Source organism: Sphingomonas sp. NCPPB 2930 (genome assembly GCF_042867205.1).
Lineage (GTDB): Bacteria > Pseudomonadota > Alphaproteobacteria > Sphingomonadales > Sphingomonadaceae > Sphingomonas.
On the sequence record NZ_JBHZQU010000007.1, the window covers coordinates 101,474 to 119,115 of the forward strand.

Annotated in this window: 16 protein-coding genes and 1 pseudogene; 6 read left to right on the plus strand and 11 right to left on the minus strand. The window is 68.2% G+C overall.

Features of this window, described 5'->3' with window-relative positions:
* Window positions 1–142 precede the first annotated feature (142 nt).
* The 3 genes from ACFX59_RS10255 to ACFX59_RS10265 all read right to left on the minus strand — a co-directional run bounded on the left by ACFX59_RS10255 (window position 143) and on the right by ACFX59_RS10265 (window position 2,350).
* Window positions 143–631 carry a hypothetical protein gene (locus tag ACFX59_RS10255; RefSeq protein ID WP_387432152.1) on the minus strand — a complete coding sequence of 163 codons (489 nt, stop codon included), beginning with the start codon at window positions 629–631 and terminating at the stop codon, window positions 143–145.
* Window positions 632–766: 135 nt separating this feature from the next.
* Complete coding sequence (locus ACFX59_RS10260) at window positions 767–1,654, minus strand: TIGR00730 family Rossman fold protein (RefSeq protein WP_307102875.1); 888 nt, start codon at window positions 1,652–1,654, stop codon at window positions 767–769.
* 33 nt (window positions 1,655–1,687) lie between these two features.
* On the minus strand, window positions 1,688–2,350 hold the full coding sequence (locus tag ACFX59_RS10265) for an extensin family protein (RefSeq protein WP_387432155.1): 663 nt from the start codon (window positions 2,348–2,350) through the stop codon (window positions 1,688–1,690).
* A gap of 295 nt (window positions 2,351–2,645) precedes the next feature.
* Between ACFX59_RS10265 and ACFX59_RS10270 the strand changes: the two genes are divergently transcribed.
* From ACFX59_RS10270 to ACFX59_RS10290, 5 genes and pseudogenes are all read left to right on the plus strand, one after another.
* Window positions 2,646–3,800, plus strand: a complete 1,155-nt coding sequence (locus ACFX59_RS10270) for a phosphoserine transaminase (RefSeq protein WP_387432157.1) — start codon at window positions 2,646–2,648, stop codon at window positions 3,798–3,800.
* 151 nt (window positions 3,801–3,951) lie between these two features.
* A complete protein-coding gene (serA, locus tag ACFX59_RS10275) occupies window positions 3,952–5,529 on the plus strand; it encodes a phosphoglycerate dehydrogenase (RefSeq protein WP_387432160.1) in 1,578 nt (525 codons plus the stop codon).
* Between the two features lie 185 nt (window positions 5,530–5,714).
* Window positions 5,715–6,023: pseudogene (locus tag ACFX59_RS10280) on the plus strand (endonuclease domain-containing protein); the annotation flags it as partial.
* Window positions 6,020–7,126, plus strand: a complete 1,107-nt coding sequence (locus ACFX59_RS10285) for an ATP phosphoribosyltransferase regulatory subunit (protein ID WP_387432163.1) — start codon at window positions 6,020–6,022, stop codon at window positions 7,124–7,126. The pseudogene ACFX59_RS10280 and the gene ACFX59_RS10285, both read left to right, overlap by 4 nt.
* A 113-nt stretch (window positions 7,127–7,239) precedes the next feature.
* On the plus strand, window positions 7,240–8,529 hold the full coding sequence (locus tag ACFX59_RS10290; RefSeq protein WP_307102887.1) for an adenylosuccinate synthase: 1,290 nt from the start codon (window positions 7,240–7,242) through the stop codon (window positions 8,527–8,529).
* Window positions 8,530–8,736: 207 nt separating this feature from the next.
* Here ACFX59_RS10290 and ACFX59_RS10295 read toward each other — a convergent pair whose 3' ends face one another.
* From ACFX59_RS10295 to ACFX59_RS10320, 6 genes are all read right to left on the minus strand, one after another.
* Window positions 8,737–9,123: a hypothetical protein gene (locus tag ACFX59_RS10295; protein ID WP_307102889.1), complete on the minus strand. Its 387-nt coding sequence runs from the start codon at window positions 9,121–9,123 to the stop codon at window positions 8,737–8,739.
* A gap of 62 nt (window positions 9,124–9,185) precedes the next feature.
* Window positions 9,186–10,253, minus strand: coding sequence for a chorismate synthase (aroC, locus tag ACFX59_RS10300; protein ID WP_387432167.1), 1,068 nt, complete (start codon window positions 10,251–10,253; stop codon window positions 9,186–9,188).
* Window positions 10,250–10,795, minus strand: a complete 546-nt coding sequence (locus ACFX59_RS10305) for a GNAT family N-acetyltransferase (RefSeq protein ID WP_307102894.1) — start codon at window positions 10,793–10,795, stop codon at window positions 10,250–10,252. Before ACFX59_RS10305 ends, aroC begins: the two co-directional genes overlap by 4 nt.
* A gap of 201 nt (window positions 10,796–10,996) precedes the next feature.
* The gene (gene fabI, locus ACFX59_RS10310) at window positions 10,997–11,788 is read right to left on the minus strand and encodes an enoyl-ACP reductase FabI (protein ID WP_261269366.1); all 792 of its coding nucleotides are present in this window, start codon (window positions 11,786–11,788) and stop codon (window positions 10,997–10,999) included.
* 8 nt (window positions 11,789–11,796) lie between these two features.
* Window positions 11,797–12,768: a YihY/virulence factor BrkB family protein gene (locus tag ACFX59_RS10315; protein WP_307102896.1), complete on the minus strand. Its 972-nt coding sequence runs from the start codon at window positions 12,766–12,768 to the stop codon at window positions 11,797–11,799.
* Window positions 12,769–12,775: 7 nt separating this feature from the next.
* A complete protein-coding gene (locus tag ACFX59_RS10320; RefSeq protein ID WP_309692705.1) occupies window positions 12,776–13,714 on the minus strand; it encodes a J domain-containing protein in 939 nt (312 codons plus the stop codon).
* Between the two features lie 99 nt (window positions 13,715–13,813).
* Here ACFX59_RS10320 and ACFX59_RS10325 point away from each other — a divergent pair, with 99 nt between their 5' ends.
* Window positions 13,814–14,059, plus strand: a complete 246-nt coding sequence (locus tag ACFX59_RS10325) for a hypothetical protein (protein ID WP_307102899.1) — start codon at window positions 13,814–13,816, stop codon at window positions 14,057–14,059.
* 201 nt (window positions 14,060–14,260) lie between these two features.
* Here the strand turns inward: ACFX59_RS10325 and ACFX59_RS10330 are convergent, their stop codons facing one another.
* Both ACFX59_RS10330 and ACFX59_RS10335 read right to left on the minus strand, forming a co-directional pair.
* Window positions 14,261–15,154 carry a transglutaminase domain-containing protein gene (locus ACFX59_RS10330; protein WP_387432171.1) on the minus strand — a complete coding sequence of 298 codons (894 nt, stop codon included), beginning with the start codon at window positions 15,152–15,154 and terminating at the stop codon, window positions 14,261–14,263.
* On the minus strand, window positions 15,151–17,607 hold the full coding sequence (locus tag ACFX59_RS10335; protein WP_387432174.1) for a circularly permuted type 2 ATP-grasp protein: 2,457 nt from the start codon (window positions 17,605–17,607) through the stop codon (window positions 15,151–15,153). Before ACFX59_RS10335 ends, ACFX59_RS10330 begins: the two co-directional genes overlap by 4 nt.
* Window positions 17,608–17,642 lie beyond the last annotated feature (35 nt).

The following is a 17,642-nucleotide window of genomic DNA, read 5'->3' on the forward strand; positions in this document are numbered from 1 at the left end:
GGATAGTGGGTTCGGTCGTGTTTGGCTGCGCGATCGCCCGGATGATTCCGACGACCCGCTGACGCGCGGGCGGCGTTTTCCGCCGCCTGGCTTGGTCATGAGCGGGGGCTGATGATCGCGAGTGAGAACGGCCCCAATGGGCTCAGCGGCTGCCCGACTCACACCCGACCAGATCGAAGAATTGCGTGGCGGCCCGATCGCGCTGGCCCGTGTCGCCATGCCACGCCGCGTCGCGCAGTTCGGGAAGCAGGATGTGCGCAGGGGCCGGTCCGCCGCGCCGTGGCACCGATCCGATGACATCATAGGCGGCGGTCGTTCCGACATAGGCCATGTCGCCCATCGGCCGGGGCCCGCCATCGGGGGAGGGCGGGTGCCAGCCGGGCCGGGTCACGTCGGTGGTGGAGGCCAGATGCTGGCGGTCGTCGGTGCCGCCGTTCCAGGGCAGCCACCAGAGGCGCCGCCCGCTATCGCCGAAGCGAATGGCCATCGCCACCCCGGCGGGCCATTGCGGGCCGCTGTCGACCGGGCGGAACGTGGCGGTCACGCTCGGCTGATGGCGCAGCGCATAGCGGGCATTCTCGACCCGGCAATGATCCGCAGCGACGAAAGCGAAAAAGGCCAGCGCAAGCATCGGCGATCATCCCAAGAGGTGCCGCGATCATGCGCGACGCCGTGGGCGAAGACAATCGATTTTCGCCGCCAACGACAAAGCCCGCCTTCTTGCGAAGACGGGCTTTGGAAACCGCTTTTGTCGGGTTGCCGGGGTTCAGCCCCGCTCGGCTTCCTTGCGGGCGCGCTCCTCATAGAAGTTGCGCACCACGTCCCACGCTTCCTCGGCGGTCTCGACATAGGTGAAGATGCCCAGGTCGCGCTCGGATACCACGCCCTCCTCGACCAGCGCCTCGAAATTGACGACGCGCTCCCAGAAGGCCCGGCCGAACAGCAGCACGGGAATGGGCTGGATCTTGCCGGTCTGGATCAGCGTCAGCAGCTCGAACAGCTCGTCGAACGTGCCAAATCCGCCGGGGAAGGCCGCCAGCGCGCGCGCATGGAGCAGGAAGTGCATCTTGCGCAGCGCGAAATAGTGGAACTGCAGGCTCAGCGACGGCGTGACGTAAGGGTTGGGCGCCTGCTCGTGCGGCAGGACGATGTTCAGGCCCACCGACTCGGCGCCGACGTCATGCGCACCGCGATTGGCAGCCTCCATGATCGACGGGCCGCCGCCCGAGCAGACGACGAACTGCCGCATGCCCCGGTCGTCGCGCGGCAGGCGGCTGGTGATCTGCGCCAGTTCGCGCGCGATGTCGTAATATTTGCTCTTGGCGACGAGATTCTCGGCGATCTTGCGCGACTTGTCGTCATGCGCCAGCTCCAGCATCGCCTGCGCCTTGGCGGGCTCGGGGATGCGCGCCGAGCCGTAGAAGACGAAGGTCGAGGCGATCTTGGCCTCTTCGAGCAGCAGCTGCGCCTTCAGCAATTCCAGCTGGAAACGGACGGGGCGAAGGTCTTCGCGCAGCAGGAAGTCCATGTCCTGAAAGGCCAGCGTATAGGCCGGGCTTTCGGTCTGTGGCGTCGAGACGATCGTCTTGGCGCTTTCGGCGTCCTGGCTGGCATTGGGGAAGACGCGGTTCGGTACTTGGGTCTTATCGGTCATTTCGGATGATGTAGGGGATCGCCGGGGCCGATGCTACCGGCAAAAACGGGCGTTATCGTCTTCCAGATGCAGGTGATTGCGGTGCGCGGCGTTATAGTCGGGGCTGAGAACCGTGCCGAAGCGTCGACAGGCGGACGCGCGAATCGTCGTCCAGAACTGGCGGATTCGCGGATCGGTGGAGTACCAGTCGTTCAACAGGGTGATCCGCCGCCCGTCCTTCAGCACGAAGCCGCCGACATCCACCGCATTGGCCAGCGCATGGCCCGATCGCCGATCCCCCATCCGCGTGGTGCCGACGATGTTGCGACAGGCATAGCTGCCCATCCCCTCGACCTTGACCAGCTGCGATCCCAATATCTGCCAGGCGGCGGGAGCCACGGCATTGCGCACCCATCCGGCAAAGGCGCGGGCATTGCCGCACCGCATCGCGGTGACGCCGGTCACGGGCACGCCGATATCGGTCAGCTGCACCGCGCCGTACAGGCCGCAGCCCGGCCCCAATTCCTTGTCGGGCAGGCGGCGATAGGCCACGCCCTCACGCCGCAGATCGGCCTCGCACTGCGCGGTTTCACGGGCTGGCGGGCGATAGGGCTCGGGACGCGAGGCCGGTTGCGAGGGCCGGTCGGGACGGCCGCATCCCGAAAGCAGAACGGCCCCGAGAATCGGGAGGGCGAGGGAAAGGGGAACGCGAACCATGTATCCCCTTGTCCGCTGCCGCTGCGCTTTTGTCAGCCCCGATCCGGCGTGCGGAGGCGGGGTTGCGACATGCTTCGGCCCATCGCCGGGCTGGCCGTCCAGCGCGGTCGCGGCGGCGTCGGGCGCCTGACGACCTCTGTCGCTGCAACCGTTTCGACATTCCTGGCGAGGGCCCCGATCGACGCAAAATTGCGCCGTTGCGATTGTGGTTGTCATCTTCGATCGACATCGCTAGGGCCGTCGACGGGCCACGCGGTCCCAACGCCGCGCGTGCTCTCTGTGAGGAGAGTCTTAAATGACTGATACGATTGCCGCCGACGCCACTCTTGCGCCCGCGAAGCCCGCCACCAAACCGGCGCGGCCCTATTTTTCCAGCGGTCCCTGCGCCAAGCCTCCCGGTTGGGAAGCCGCCAAGCTCGCGACGGACAGCCTCGGCCGTTCGCATCGCTCGAAGATCGGCAAGCAGCGGCTGCAATATTGCATCGACCTGATGCGCGAGCTGCTCAAGCTCCCCGATACCCACCGCATCGGCATCGTCCCCGGCTCCGACACCGGCGCGTTCGAGATGGCGATGTGGACCATGCTGGGCGCGCGCCCCGTCACCACCCTGGCCTGGGAAAGCTTCGGCGAGGGCTGGGTAACGGATGCGGTCAAGCAGCTGAAGCTCGACCCCACCGTCCTGCGTGCCGATTACGGCCAGATCGCTGATCTGAACGCGGTCGACTGGTCGAATGACGTGCTCTTCACCTGGAACGGCACCACCTCGGGCGTGCGCGTGCCCAACGGCGACTGGATCGCCGACGACCGCGAGGGCCTGTCCTTCGCCGACGCGACCAGCGCGGTGTTCGCCTATGACCTGCCGTGGGACAAGATCGATGTCGCGACCTTCTCGTGGCAGAAGGTGCTGGGCGGCGAGGGCGCGCACGGCGTCCTGATCCTGGGCCCCCGCGCGGTCGAGCGCCTCGAAACCTACACCCCCGCCTGGCCGCTGCCCAAGGTGTTCCGCCTGGTGTCGAAGGGCAAGCTGGCCGAGGGCGTGTTCAAGGGCGAGACGATCAACACGCCGTCGATGCTGGCCGTCGAGGACGCGATCTTCGCGCTCGAATGGGGCAAGGGCCTGGGTGGCGCGGAGGCGCTGGTCAAGCGGTCAGACGCCAATGCGGCGGCGCTGAACAAGATCGTCGAGGAGCGCGACTGGCTCGGCCATCTCGCCGCCGATCCGGCGATCCGCTCGACCACCAGCGTCTGCCTGACGGTCGAGGGCGCGGACGAGGCGGTCATCAAGAAGATGGCCGCGCTGCTCGAGGCCGAAGGCGCGGCCTATGACGTGGCGGGCTACCGCGACGCGCCCGCAGGCCTGCGCATCTGGTGCGGCGCCACGGTCGAGACCGCCGATATCGAGGCGCTCGGCCCCTGGCTCGACTGGGCCTACGCGACCGCCAAGGCCTGACCCTTCTTAGCCCTCTCCCCGCCGGGGAGAGGGTTGGGTGAGGGGCGGCACTAGGCTGATCCGCAAATGGATCGCCAGGCCCCAACCCCTCACCCCGACACTCTCCCCAGTGGGGAGAGGGAGCTATTCCCCTATTCCCGGAGCAATCCCCATGCCCAAAGTTCTCATCAGCGACAAAATGGACCCCAAGGCCGCCCAGATCTTCCGCGAGCGCGGGGTCGAGGTGGACGAGATCACCGGCAAGACGCCCGAAGAGCTGAAGGCGATCATCGGCCAGTATGACGGCCTGGCGATCCGCAGCTCGACCAAGGTCACCAAGGAGATCTTGGAGCACGCGACGAATTTGAAGGTCGTCGGCCGCGCCGGGATCGGTGTCGACAATGTCGATATCCCTGCCGCCAGCGCCAAGGGCGTGGTGGTGATGAACACCCCGTTCGGCAACTCGATCACCACCGCCGAACATGCCATCGCGCTGATGTTCGCGCTCGCCCGCCAGCTGCCCGAGGCCGACGCCTCGACCCAAGCGGGCAAGTGGGAGAAGAACCGCTTCATGGGCGTCGAACTCACGTCCAAGACGCTGGGCCTGATCGGCGCGGGCAATATCGGCTCGGTCGTCGCCGACCGCGCGCTGGGCCTGCGGATGAAGGTCGTCGCCTTCGACCCGTTCCTGACGCCCGAGCGCGCGCTGGAAATGGGCGTCGAGAAGGTCACGCTGGACGAACTGCTCGCACGCGCCGACTTCATCACGCTGCACACCCCGCTGACCGATCAGACCCGCAACATCCTGTCGGCGGAAAACCTCGCCAAGACCAAGAAGGGCGTCCGCATCATCAACTGCGCGCGTGGCGGCCTGGTCGATGAAGAGGCGCTGAAGGCGGGGCTCGATTCGGGTCATATCGCAGGCGCGGCGCTCGACGTGTTCAAGGTGGAGCCCGCCAAGGAGAGCCCGCTCTTCGGCACGCCGAACTTCATCTCGACGCCGCATCTGGGCGCGTCGACCACCGAGGCGCAGGTCAATGTCGCGATCCAGGTCGCCGAGCAGATGGCCGATTTCCTGGTGTCGGGCGGCGTCACCAACGCGCTCAACATGCCCAGCCTGTCGGCCGAGGAAGCCCCCAAGCTGAAGCCGTATATGGCGCTGGCCGAAAAGCTCGGCGCGCTGGTTGGCCAGCTGACGACGGGCGCGATCGCGCGCATCTCGGTCCATACCGAGGGTGCGGCGGCAGACCTCAACGCCAAGCCGATGGTCAGCGCGGTGCTGGCCGGGTTCCTGCGCAACCAGACCGACACGGTCAACATGGTCAACGCGCCGCTGCTCGCCCGCGACCGCGGTGTCGAGGTGCGCGAGGTTCGGACCGAGCGCGAGGGCGATTACCACACGCTGCTGCGTGTGTCGGTCAAGACGGCGGACGGTGAGCGCTCGGTCGCGGGCACGCTGTTCGGCGATCAGGCCCCGCGCCTGGTCGAGCTGTTCGGCATCAAGGTCGAGGCCGATCTGGCCGGCCCGATGCTGTACGTCGTCAACGAGGACGCGCCGGGCTTTATCGGACGTCTCGGCACCACGTTGGGCGAGGCGGGCGTCAATATCGGCACCTTCCACCTCGGCCGCCGCTCGGCGGGTGGCGAGGCGGTGCTGCTGCTCTCGGTCGACGAGGCGGTGGACACGGACCTGCTCGCCAAGGTCAAGGCGCTGCCGGGCGTGAAGACCGCGATGGGCCTGGTGTTCTGATCCCATAAAGCCCTCTCCCCTCCGGGGAGAGGGTTGGGTGAGGGGCGGGGGCTGGGCGTTGGCGTCTCGCCTGGCCCCAGCCCCTCACCCCGGCCCTCTCCCCAGTGGGGAGAGGGAGTGGTACGTTCCCCCCAAAACGGGGAGCTATCATAATGTAGACCGATCCGGTTCTCCGCGACCATGCCCGCGCTATGCGTCGCGAGATGACGGAACCCGAAAAGCGCCTCTGGCTCATCCTGCGCGACCGCCGCTTCCATGGCATCAAATTCTCGCGCCAAGTCCCGGTCGGCCCTTATATCGCCGACTTCGCCGCGCGGTCCCACAAGCTGGTCATCGAGGTTGACGGCGATACGCATAGCGACCAATCACGCGATGCCCGTCGTACGGCATGGCTGGCGCAAGCGGGATACCAGGTGATCCGGTTCCCCAATGCGGATGTCATGACCAACCCCGACGGCGTGGCGCACACGCTGATGAACAGGCTTATTCGATGACCGCGCTCCTTCCCGAAGGCTATCACGACCGTCTTCCCCCCTATGCCGATGCCGCCGCCTCGGTCGAGGCGCGGGTGCTGGAGGCGGCGCGGCTGCATGGCTATGAGCGCGCCGATCCACCATCGATCGAGTTCGCCGAGGCGCTGGGCTCGCGGCTGAAGGCGGGGGGGCTGCATGATGCGGTGCGTTTCGTCGATCCAGTGTCGCAGCGCACGCTCGCCATCCGGCCCGACCTGACCGCGCAGGTGGCGCGGATCGCCGCCACGCGCATGGGGCATCACCCGCGCCCGGTGCGTCTGTCCTATGCGGGCACGGTCGTGCGCCTGCGCGGTTCCGAACTCGCGCCTGCGCGCGAGTGGCGGCAGATCGGGGCGGAGCTGATCGGGCTCGACTCGACGGCGGCGGCGACCGAGGTGGTGCGCGTCGCGGTCGAGGCGCTGGTCGCCGCTGGCACGACCGGCATTTCGATCGACTTCACGCTGCCCGATCTGGTCGACCTGCTCGCCGCAGGGCCTATGCCGGTGGCGGCCGATCAGGTGGCGGGCTTGCGCGATCGGCTGGATGCCAAGGATGCGGGCGGCGTCGCGGCGATCGCACCCGCCTATCTGCCGCTGGTCGAGGCCGCCGGGCCGTTCGCGACCGCCATCGCGCGTCTCCGCGCCTTCGACACCCAAGGCGTGCTCGCCAGCCGTCTCGACGCGCTGGAGGCCATCGCGGCCGCGCTGGGCGAGGGGGTGTCGATGACGCTCGATCCGACCGAGCGGCACGGCTTTGAATTCCAGAGCTGGCTGGGCTTCTCGCTGTTCGTTGCAGGCCCCCCGCGCGAGGTGGGACGCGGCGGCACCTACACCATCTTCCACGAGGACGGTACCGAGGAGAAGGCGACCGGCTTCTCGCTTTATGCCGACGCCATCGTCGCCACCGCCCCGCCGACCGAGCGGCGGCGGCTGTTCCTTCCCTTCGGCACCGAGCCTGCGACGGGGGCCTCGCTGCGCGCGCAGGGCTGGGTGACGGTGCAGGCGCTGGAGGAGGGGGACACCCCGCAGGCGCAGCTTTGCACCCATATTCTCGAAGGCGGCGCGCCCCGCGCCATCGCCGGTTGACATCGGGGGCCGCGTCCCGCTAGGCGCGCCCCGCACATCATTGGAAACCCCCCTCGCGCCGAGTCCTGTCGAAGGGCGCATGGGGTCCGTCCGGCAGGCGGAGCATAGCATCCATGGCAAATGTAGCAGTCATCGGCGCGCAATGGGGCGACGAAGGCAAGGGCAAGATCGTCGACTGGCTGGCCGAGCGCGCCGACATGGTCGTCCGCTTCCAGGGCGGGCATAATGCCGGTCACACGCTGGTCGTCGGCGAGAATGTCTACAAGCTGTCGCTGCTTCCCTCGGGCATCGTGCGCGGCACCCCCAGCGTCATCGGCAACGGCGTCGTCCTCGACCCCTGGGCGCTGAAGGCGGAGATCGAGCGGCTGGGCGAGCAGGGCGTGAAGGCCACGCCGGAGACGCTGCGCATCGCCGACAACTGCCCGCTGATCCTCCCCATCCACCGCGACCTCGACGGTCTGCGCGAGGATGCGAGCGGCGCGGGCAAGATCGGCACCACGCGGCGCGGCATCGGACCGGCGTACGAAGACAAGGTCGGCCGCCGCGCGATCCGCGTCTGCGATCTGGCGCATCTGGATGACCTGGGGCCGCAGCTCGACCGTCTCTGCGCGCATCACGACGCGCTGCGCGCCGGGTTCGGCGAGCCGCCGATCGATCGCGAGCGGCTGCTGGCCGATCTGCGCGAGATTGCGGACTTCGTCCTGCCCTTCGCCAAGCCGGTGTGGCGCGACCTCAACGAGGCGCGAGCGGGCGGCAAGCGTATCCTGTTCGAGGGCGCGCAGGGCGTGCTGCTCGACATCGATCACGGCACCTATCCCTTCGTCACCTCGTCCAACACTATTGCGGGTGCGGCGGCGGGCGGCTCGGGCCTGGGGCCGTCGGGCGTCGGCTTCGTGCTGGGCATCGCCAAGGCGTACACCACCCGCGTCGGATCGGGTCCGTTCCCGACCGAGCTGGAGGACGAGACCGGCCAGCGCCTGGGCGAGCGTGGGCATGAGTTCGGCACCGTTACGGGCCGCAAGCGGCGTTGCGGCTGGTTCGACTCGGTGCTGGTGCGCCAGTCGGCGGCGGTCGGCGGCATCACCGGCATCGCGCTGACCAAGATCGACGTGCTCGACGGGTTCGACGAGGTGAAGATCTGCGTCGGCTACAAGCTGGGCGACCAGACGCTCGATTACTACCCGACCCATGCGGCGGACCAGGCCAAGGTCGTTCCCGTCTATGAGACGATGGAAGGCTGGCAGGAATCGACCGCGGGCGCGCGCAGCTGGGCCGATCTGCCTGCCCAGGCGATCAAGTATATCCGGCGGATCGAGGAACTGATCCGCTGCCCGGTGGCGCTGGTTTCGACCAGCCCCGAGCGGGAGGACACGATCCTGGTGCGCGATCCGTTTGCGGATTGATCTGGAAGGCCCCGGCGAGAGTCGGGGCCTTTTTTGGGGCGGAGTCCCTTGGCCTTCGACTTCGCTCAGGCTGAACGGATGTTGTGGAAGGTCTTGTCCTCCGCTCCGTTCCGCCTGAGCGAAGTCGAAGGCCACGCCCCGAACCCAAACAAAAGACCCGGCCGCTCGCGCGACCGGGTCTTTTCCGTAGTGACGAACCCGAAGGGGTTACATGCCGCCGCTGCTGCCCGGCGGGGTGGTGGTGCCGCCCGTCGTGCCGCTGCCTGCCGAACCGCTGGTGGTCGGGTCGCTGCCCAGCGTGCCGCTGCCCGTGGTCGTCGACGAGCCCGTTGTGTCGGGCATGGTCGAGGGGGTGTTGACCGTGCTGTCGGGCGTGGTCGTGCGGCTGCGGCTCTTGCTGCGCGTGGTCGAGCGGGTGGTGGTGCTCGGCGTCGTGCTCATCGTGTCGCCGGGCTGACCCATGGTCTGTCCGGGCGCCTGGCCCGGCATGGTCGTCTGGCCCGACATCGTGCCCGTCGTGCCGCCCGTGACCTGCGCCATGCCGGCGGCGGGGATCAAAAGGGCACCGGCTGCGATCATATGCATGTAACGCATTGATTCTCTCCTGCTTTATTCTCGTAATAGTTAACGAGGCAGGAGAACGTCCGTTCCTTTAGTTAACCACACTGACCGCGATGAAGCAACGCCTGATCGGCTAAAACTAGCGCGACCATCGACTCCACAACCGGAACGCCGCGAATGCCCACACAGGGATCATGACGGCCCTTGGTCGCGATCTGCGTTTCCTCGCCGGTGCGGGTGATGGTGTCGACGGGGGTCAGGATCGAGCTGGTCGGCTTGAACGCGACGCGCATCGTCACCGGCTGGCCGGTGGCGATCCCGCCCGCGATCCCGCCCGCATGATTGGCCAGGAAGCGCGGGCCGCCATTGCCGCTGCGCATCGGATCGGCATTCTGTTCGCCGGTCAGCGCGGCGGCGGCGAACCCGTCGCCAATCTCGAAGCCCTTGACCGCATTGATGCTCATGCAGGCCGAGGCGAGTTCGCTGTCCAGCTTGGCATAGAGCGGCGCGCCCCAGCCTGCGGGAACCTCGGTCGCCTCGCACGCGACGACCGCACCGACCGAGGAACCTGATTTCCGCGCGCCGTCGACGATCGCTTCCCAGCGTTCCGCCGCCGCCGCATCGGGGCAGAAGAACGGGTTCGCGTCGATCTGCGCATCGTCAAAGGCATCATAGTCGATCCGGTCGCCGCCGATCGATTCGACCCAGGCGCGGATACGGACCTGTGGGATCACCGCCCGCGCGACCGCGCCTGCCGCAACCCGCGCCGCCGTCTCGCGCGCCGAGGAGCGCCCGCCGCCGCGATAGTCGCGAAAGCCGTATTTCGCGTCATAGGCATAATCGGCATGGCCGGGACGATAGGCGAGCGCGACGTTGGAATAATCCTTCGACCGCTGGTCGACATTTTCGATCATCAGGCTGATCGGGGTGCCGGTGGTCTTGCCCTCGAACACGCCCGACAGGATGCGGACCTGATCGGGCTCGCGCCGCTGGGTGGTGAAGCGGCTGGTGCCCGGACGGCGCTTGTCGAGCCAGGGCTGGATGTCCTCCTCGGACAGCGCGATCCCCGGAGGACAGCCATCGACCACCGCGCCCAGGGCAGGCCCATGGCTCTCGCCCCAGGTGGTGAAGCGGAACAGGCGGCCGAAACTGTTGAAACTCACGCTGCGTCTCCAAGCCGGGCGAAGGCGGGGGCATGGGCGGCGGCGCCCCGCACGCCGCAGGGGATCAGTCCGCCTTGCAGCGGCACCGCCAGGAAATAATCGCCCGCATAGGGGCTGTCGAAACCGCGCGCCACGTCCGCCGCAAAGCCGAATCGTCCATAAAAGGCGGGATCGCCCAGCGCGAAGCACAGGACGACGCCCTCCTGCTCCAGTCGCTCGATCCCCGCGGCGACCAGCGCCTCGCCGACGCCCTGTTGCCGCCAGTCGCGCGCGACGGCGATCGGGGCGAGCGCGACCGCGTTGATCGGCTTGCCGCCGATCTCGACGCTCATGCGGCTGAAGGCGATCGCGCCGACCAGCGCGTCCGTCGCCTCGTCGATCGCGACCAGCATCAGCACCATGTCGCCCTCGACGCACAGGTCGCGGACCAGCGCGGCTTCGGCGGGGGCGGGGAAGCTGGCGACCAGCAGCGCGTCGAGCGCGGCGACGTCCTGCCCCTGCGCGGGGCGGATGGTGATGGCAGCGTTGGGCTGTTCGGACATGGGTTCGTCTTTAGCGTCGCCGGGCCACAAGGCGCGATAGATAATGTTGGCCGCTATTCCTCCCCTGGAAGGGGAGGTGGCAGGCCGGAGGCCTGACGGAGGGGTGTAGCCGGTGGAGAGGAAAGGGCTTCGCTCGCAGAGCGCGACACCCCTCCACCAGCTTCGCTGGTCCCCCTCCCCTTGCAGGGGAGGACGAGTTTGTTACGCCAGCGCGATGTCCGGCGCGTCCTCGGCCTTCATGCCGATGACATTATATCCGGCATCGACATGGTGAATCTCGCCCGTCACGCCCGACGACAGGTCGGACAGCATGTACAGGCCAGCACCGCCCACATCCTCGATCGTCACGGTGCGACGCAGCGGCGAGTTCAGCTCGTTCCACTTGAGGATATAGTTGAAGTCGCCGATGCCGCGTGCCGCCAGCGTCTGGATCGGTCCCGCCGAGATCGCGTTGATGCGGATATTCTCCGGACCCAGATCGACCGCGAGATACTTCACGCTCGTCTCCAGCGCCGCCTTGGCCACGCCCATGACGTTGTAATGCGGGATGACCTTTTCCGCGCCATAATAGGTCAGCGTCAGGATCGAGCCGCCCTCGGGCATCATCGTGCGCGCGCGCTGGGCGACCGCGACCAGCGAATAGGCCGAGATGTTCATGGTCATCAGGAAATTGTCGAGCGTGGTGTCGTAATAGCGCCCGCGAAGCTGCGACTTGTCAGAAAAGCCGATGGCATGGACGACGAAGTCGATCGTCGGCCATTCCGCCTTCAGGTCCTCGAACAGTTTGTCGAGCGACTCCATCTCGGAGACGTCGCAGTCGAACAGGCGCGCCACGCCCAGCTGTTCCGCCAGCGGGCGGACCCGCTTTTCCATCGCCGCGCCCTGATACGAAAAGGCGAGCTCCGCGCCCGCCTCCGAAAGCTGCTTGGCGATGCCCCAGGCCAGCGACTTGTCATTGGCCAGGCCCATGATGAGCCCCCGCTTGCCTGCCATCAATCCGTTCACGCCGTTACCGCTCCTGCCGGTTCGCTGTCTTCAATCGCCCTCTCTAGCGCCGGTTCGGGCGGTTCCGCCAGTGCCGCGTTCAAATGAGCGCCGAAAACCAGCCCCAGGCCGATCAGATAGAAGAACAGCAGCATCACGACGACGCCCGCCAGGCTGCCATAGGTCAGGTCGTACCCGCCCAGTTGCGACAGCGCCCAGGGCAGCAGCGCGGTCATGCTGACCCACCAGACGGCGGTGAACAGCGCGCCGGGCCATTTGCGGCAGTTGCTCTCGCGATATTTGGACGGGGTGACCGAATAGAAGAGCATATAGAGCGCGCCGAACATCACCGCGCCGGGGATCAGCCGCGACAGCCCGACCCAGCCTGCGACATTCTGCGCGAAGGGGACGAGGCGATAGATGAACTGTTCGGCGGCGGTCAGGATACCGGCCGCCAGGAAGGACAGCAGCGCGATGACGACCGAGGCGATGATGACCAACGTCGAGGACAGCCGCGATCGCCAGAAAGCCGCCGTCGCCTTCACGCCGTAGGCCCGGTGGAAGATGTCGCGGATCGTCTCGATGAAGCCGCCCACCGTCCACAGCCCGACCAGCCCGCCCAGCCAGAGCAGCGAGCCCGTTCGCGCCGCCAGCACGTCGCGGATCGGCTTGCGCAACAGGTCGCTGACATCGGGGGGCAGGACGTGCAGGAAGCTTTCGACCGCATGCTGCGTCTCGTTGCTCTGCCCGAACAGCGAGAGGAGGGCAGCCGTGGTGATGAAGAACGGGAACACCGTCATCAACGCCAGATAGGCCAGGTTGCCCGCATGGATGAACCCGTCGTTGAAGACGCCGATCGAGGTCCGCTTCAGGATCTCGAACGCGTACGAACCTGGCCGGACCTTGGCGAGTTGCCGGTCCAGCCCGGTTCGGGCCTTGCCCCTGTGATGCGCGCGGTCTTCGGGGGTCAGGCCATTCGGGTCGTTCATGGAACGATCAGACGCCCAGCGCGGCCCTCGGGTTCCTGTCGTCGCTCCATTCGGCCGCGAAGCGTTGCAAGGCTGCATCATCGGCCGGGATGTCGATGATCAGCGTGATGAGCTGATCGCCGCGTCCGCCATCCTTGCGGTGGAAGCCTTTTCCCTTCAATCGCAGTGTCTTACCAGAACTGGTGCCCGGCGGCACGGTCAGCATGACGGGGCGCTCGACGGTGGGAACCTTCACCTTGCCGCCCAGCACCGCCTCGCCGAGCGAAATGGGTAGGTCGAGCCGGACATCGTCGCCGTCGCGGATGAAGAAGGCGTGCGGGCTGACCTCGATCGCGACAATCGCATCGCCCGCGCCGCCCGGACCCGGCTCGCCCTTGCCCGCCAGACGCATCTGCGTGCCCGTCTCGACTCCGGCGGGCAGCTTCAGGTCGATCGTCTTGTTGTCGCCCAGCGTCACCCGCTGCGGGCTGAGCGTCGCGGCGTCGATGAAGGGCACCTTGAGCGCATAGGTGATCGTGTTGCCCTTGGGCGCCTCGCGACGGCCGCCGCCGCCGAAACCGCCAAAGCCGCCGCTGAATCCGCCGCGCCGCGCGCCGCCGAACATCCCCTCGAAGATGTCGGACATGTCCGCACCCTCGCCGCCAAAGTCGAACTGCTGGCGAAAGCCGCCCGCACCGGGGCGCGGCCCCGCGCCGCCGCCACCGAAGCCGAAGGGCGCGGCGGGGTTGCCGTCGCCGTCGATCTCGCCCCGGTCGAACCGGGCGCGCTTGTCCTTGTCGTTCAGCAGGTCATAGGCGTTGGTCACCTGGCTGAACTTTTCCGCCGCCTTGGGATTGTCCTTGTTGCGGTCGGGATGCAGTTCCTTCGCCAGCTTGCGATAGGCTTTCTTGATATCGGCTTCGCTGGCCGTGCGGCTTACGCCCAGCGTCTGATATGGATCGGCCACTCTTGTCCCCGTTGCCAGTGTATTACCGATCTATGTGGGGAAGTCCGCACCGGAGCGCAATCCGTCTCCCATGCGTTGCAGCATCGAAGGAGACGGATCATGACCCAGCCGATGCAAGCGACCGGCAAAGACGGCAAGATGGGCGACGCCAAGAAGGGCGCCCCCGACGGCGTATCCGACGCGCCCGGCAAGCATGGCGGCGAAAGCCAGGGCGGCGGTTACGAAGGCGTGCCCGAGCGCGAAGGCGATTTCCACGGCGGCCAGAGCGGTGCGGCCTATCACGGCACGGGCGGCCATCCCGACCCCGACAAGGACAATCCCAATGCGGTGACGGAAGAGGGCTAAAACCCCAACCCCCGTTCAGCGATGCCTGTTCTTCCCCTCGCCCCTGTCCAGGGGAGAGGGAAGAAGAAGCAATCGTGAATGTCGATCCGCCCAAAAATCCCAATCCCCGTTCAGCCTGAGCGAAGTCGAAGGCCAAGGGATTCGGTCTGACGCCGGGCCGCACCCTTTGCTCCGTCCGAACGGTGAGAAGGCGGAGGCCGGTTACCCCGCCACCATCTCCCCGACTGGCGCGACGTCGACGCTGACGTCCATCTTCTGCGCGCCCGAGCCGAGCACCACGCCGTCGACCGGCGCGATCTCGGCATAGTCGCGGCCGACCGCGACGATGATATGGTCGCCCGCCATCCAGATGCCGTTGGTCGGATCGACCCCGACCCAGCCGCGTTCGGGCCCGCACCAGATCAGCACCCAGGCATGGGTCGCATCCGCCCCGACCAGCCGGGGTTGGTCCGGCGGCGGCAAAGTGCGGATATAGCCCGAGGCATAGGCCGCCGGAATTCCTGCGGCACGCAGGCCGGTGATCATGATCTGCGCGAAATCCTGGCACACGCCGCGCCGCTGGCGAAACGCCTCGGCCGGGGGCGTGTCGACCAGGGTGGCGGCGGGGTCGAAGGCGAATTCGCGCTGGATGCGGCCCGCCAGCGCGAACCCGGCCTCCAGCGCGCCACGCTCCGGCGACAGGTCGGGGGCGCACCATTCGGCGATGGCGGGATCGAGCGGGATCAGCGCCGAGGGAAAGATGTAATTGGCCGGGCCCGCCGCCGACAGGTCGCGGCTCGACCGGGCGAGCGCGGACACCTCGGCCAGCGTCGGGTCGCCGGGCGAGGGCATCGGCACCGGCCGGTCGACCACCATATGCGCGCGGCTTTCGATCGTCAGGCTGCGCACCGGCCGGTCGACGACCAGCCGGGTGACATGCGCCAACCCCGCCTCGGCCCGCGCGGTGCGGGTGCGGCCGACCGGCTCGACGATCAGGTCATAGGCCTCCAGCGTCTGGCCCGGCCAGTCGATCGGCTTCAGCCGCAGGTTGCAGCGCGCATATTTGACCTGCGCGCCGTAATCGAAGCGCGTGATGTGGCGGATGTCATAGATCATGCCAGTGTCAATCCACCCGCCCGCAAGGGCTCGGCTCCCTGCAGGAAATAGCGGCGCGCGATCGCCTCGGAGAGCAGGCCCAGCCGCCGCTCGACATCGCCCAGCGTATCGGCGTCCAGGGTGCGCGCATCCTGGGTCTCGACGGCGGCGCGGATGGCGACGGCCAGCGCCTGTTGCGGCTCGGCCATGTCGTCGTCGGACAGGACCGGCAGCCGCGACAGGCAGTCGGCGATCCGCGCGGTCTGATAGGCGAGCGCGCGCGGGTTGTTGGGGTCGAGCGCGACGAGATCGACCACCGCGACGCGCGCCAGCCCGGTCGGATAACGCTGGCGATAGCTGATCTGGCTGTTGGCGAGGTCGAGCAGCGTCGACAGGTCGTCCGCCGACGCCCCCGCCATGCCGAACAGCCGCGTCGCGCGCGCCACCGCCATCGCCCGCTCCACCCGGCGACCAAGATCGTGGAAGCGCCAGGCGGTGGTGCGGACCATATGCTCGGCCGACAGCCCGGCGATGGCGGCATAGCGGCGCTGGAGCGACCCTGCCCGGTCGAGCATCCCGGCATGGCTGGGGAAGGGCGCCTCCAGCAGCCGCACCATGTCGGCGGACAGGCGATCGCGCGACCCTTCGCTGATCCCGCGCGCCAGCCGGTTGATCCGCGCGACGGAGTGCCAGGCCTCGTCCTCCATCGCGGTGCGGGCGAACTGGGTGAGGGCGGCCCGGTGCAGGCTGTCGGGATGCGGCGCGGCCCCGCCGCCGGTGATCAGCCCGACCAGCCGTCCGACGGTGCGCGGATCGAGCGCCGCGCCGCCATCGACGTCGATCGAATTGCCCAGCATCACCCGGATCGCGGCGAGCAGCGCCTCGCCACGCTCCAGATACCGGCCCAGCCAGTAGAAATTGTCGGCGACCCGGCTGGGCAAGGTCCCCGGATTGCGCCGGACATGCAGCGAATCGGGCGCGGCGAGCAGCGACATCGGCGCCACCGGGTCCGGCCCATGGACGCAGACATCGGCGGACCACAGCCCTTCGCCGATCATCGCGGCGGTCGCTTCCGGATGGTCGCCGATCCGGCCGAAGCCGCCGGGCAGGACGGTCCAGCGCCCCTCGGCATCGCGCGCGGCGAAGACCCGCAGGGTGAAGGGGCGCGGCTCCAGCCGGTCGCCGATGACGACGGGCATGGTCGACAGCCGCACCATCTCCTGCCCGACATAATCCTGCGGGCGACGGGCCATGTCGGCGAGCAATGTCGCGCGCTCCTCGGGCGACAGGGCTGCGCCCGGCCGCGCGCCGTCCGGCAGGCCGAGCGGCCGGGGACCGAAGGCAGGGGCGATCAGCAGCCGGTCGAGATGCGCGGTGACATGCCCGGCCTGTTCAGGACCGCCGCACCACCAGGTCGCGATATTGGGCAGCCTGAGCGGCGCGCCCGCCAGCTTTTGCGACAACGCGGGCAGGAAGGCGGAGAAGGCCGGGCTTTCCAGCACGCCCGCGCCCGGCGCGTTGGCCAGCACCACCTGTCCCTCGGCATAGGCGTCGATCAGGCCGGGCACGCCGATCTGCGAATGGCTGTCGAACGCCAGCGGGTCGAGCAGGCGCGGATCGAGCCGCCGCCACAGCGCGTCGATCCGCTTGAGCCCGCCGACCGTGCGGACATAGACTTGCCCCTCGATCGCGGCCAGGTCGGCGCCCTCGACCAGCAACAGCCCTAGATAGCGCGCCAGATGCGCCTGTTCGGGATAGCTGGGGTTGAACCGGCCGGGGGTCAGCAGGCCGATGCGCGGATCGGCGCGACGGCATTGCGCCGCCAGCCCCGCGCGGAAGGCGGCGAAGAAGGGCGCATGGCGCTGGACGTTCAGCCGGTTCTGGAGCCCGCCGAGCGTCCGGCTGACCGCCAGCCGGTTCTCCAGCGCATAGCCCGCCCCCGCCGGGTTGCGCAGGTGATCGGCCAGCACCCGCCATTCGCCGTCCGGCCCGCGCGCCAGGTCGAAGGCGACGAAGCTGAGATGATGCCCGCCCGGCGGCGTCACCCCGACCATGGGTCGCAGGAAATAGGGGCTGCCGGTCGCGAGCGCCGCGGGGATATGCCCCTCGGCTACCAGATCGCCGGAGCCGTAGAGATCGGCGAGGATCGTCTCCAGCAATTCGGCGCGCTGGATTACGCCCGCCTCGATCCCCGCCCATTCGGCGGTGTCGATCAGCAGGGGCACGGGCGAGACGGGCCAGGGGCGCTCGTCGGTCTCGCCGATGATGCGGAAGCCCGTGCCGATATCGGCGGCATGGCGCTGCACCCGCTCGCGCGCATGGGCCAGGTTGCTGGCGACGGCGGCCAGTTCCTCCAGCATCGCGGGCCAGGCCGGGTCGGCCGATCCCGCCAGCACGTCCGAGGGCGTCGCGATGCTGCGATAGGTGGCGATCCAGGCGGCGGCCTGCGCGGGGCTGTCCTCGGATGGGTCCATCGGGCGGGGAAAATCGCCGCATCCGCCCAAGGTTG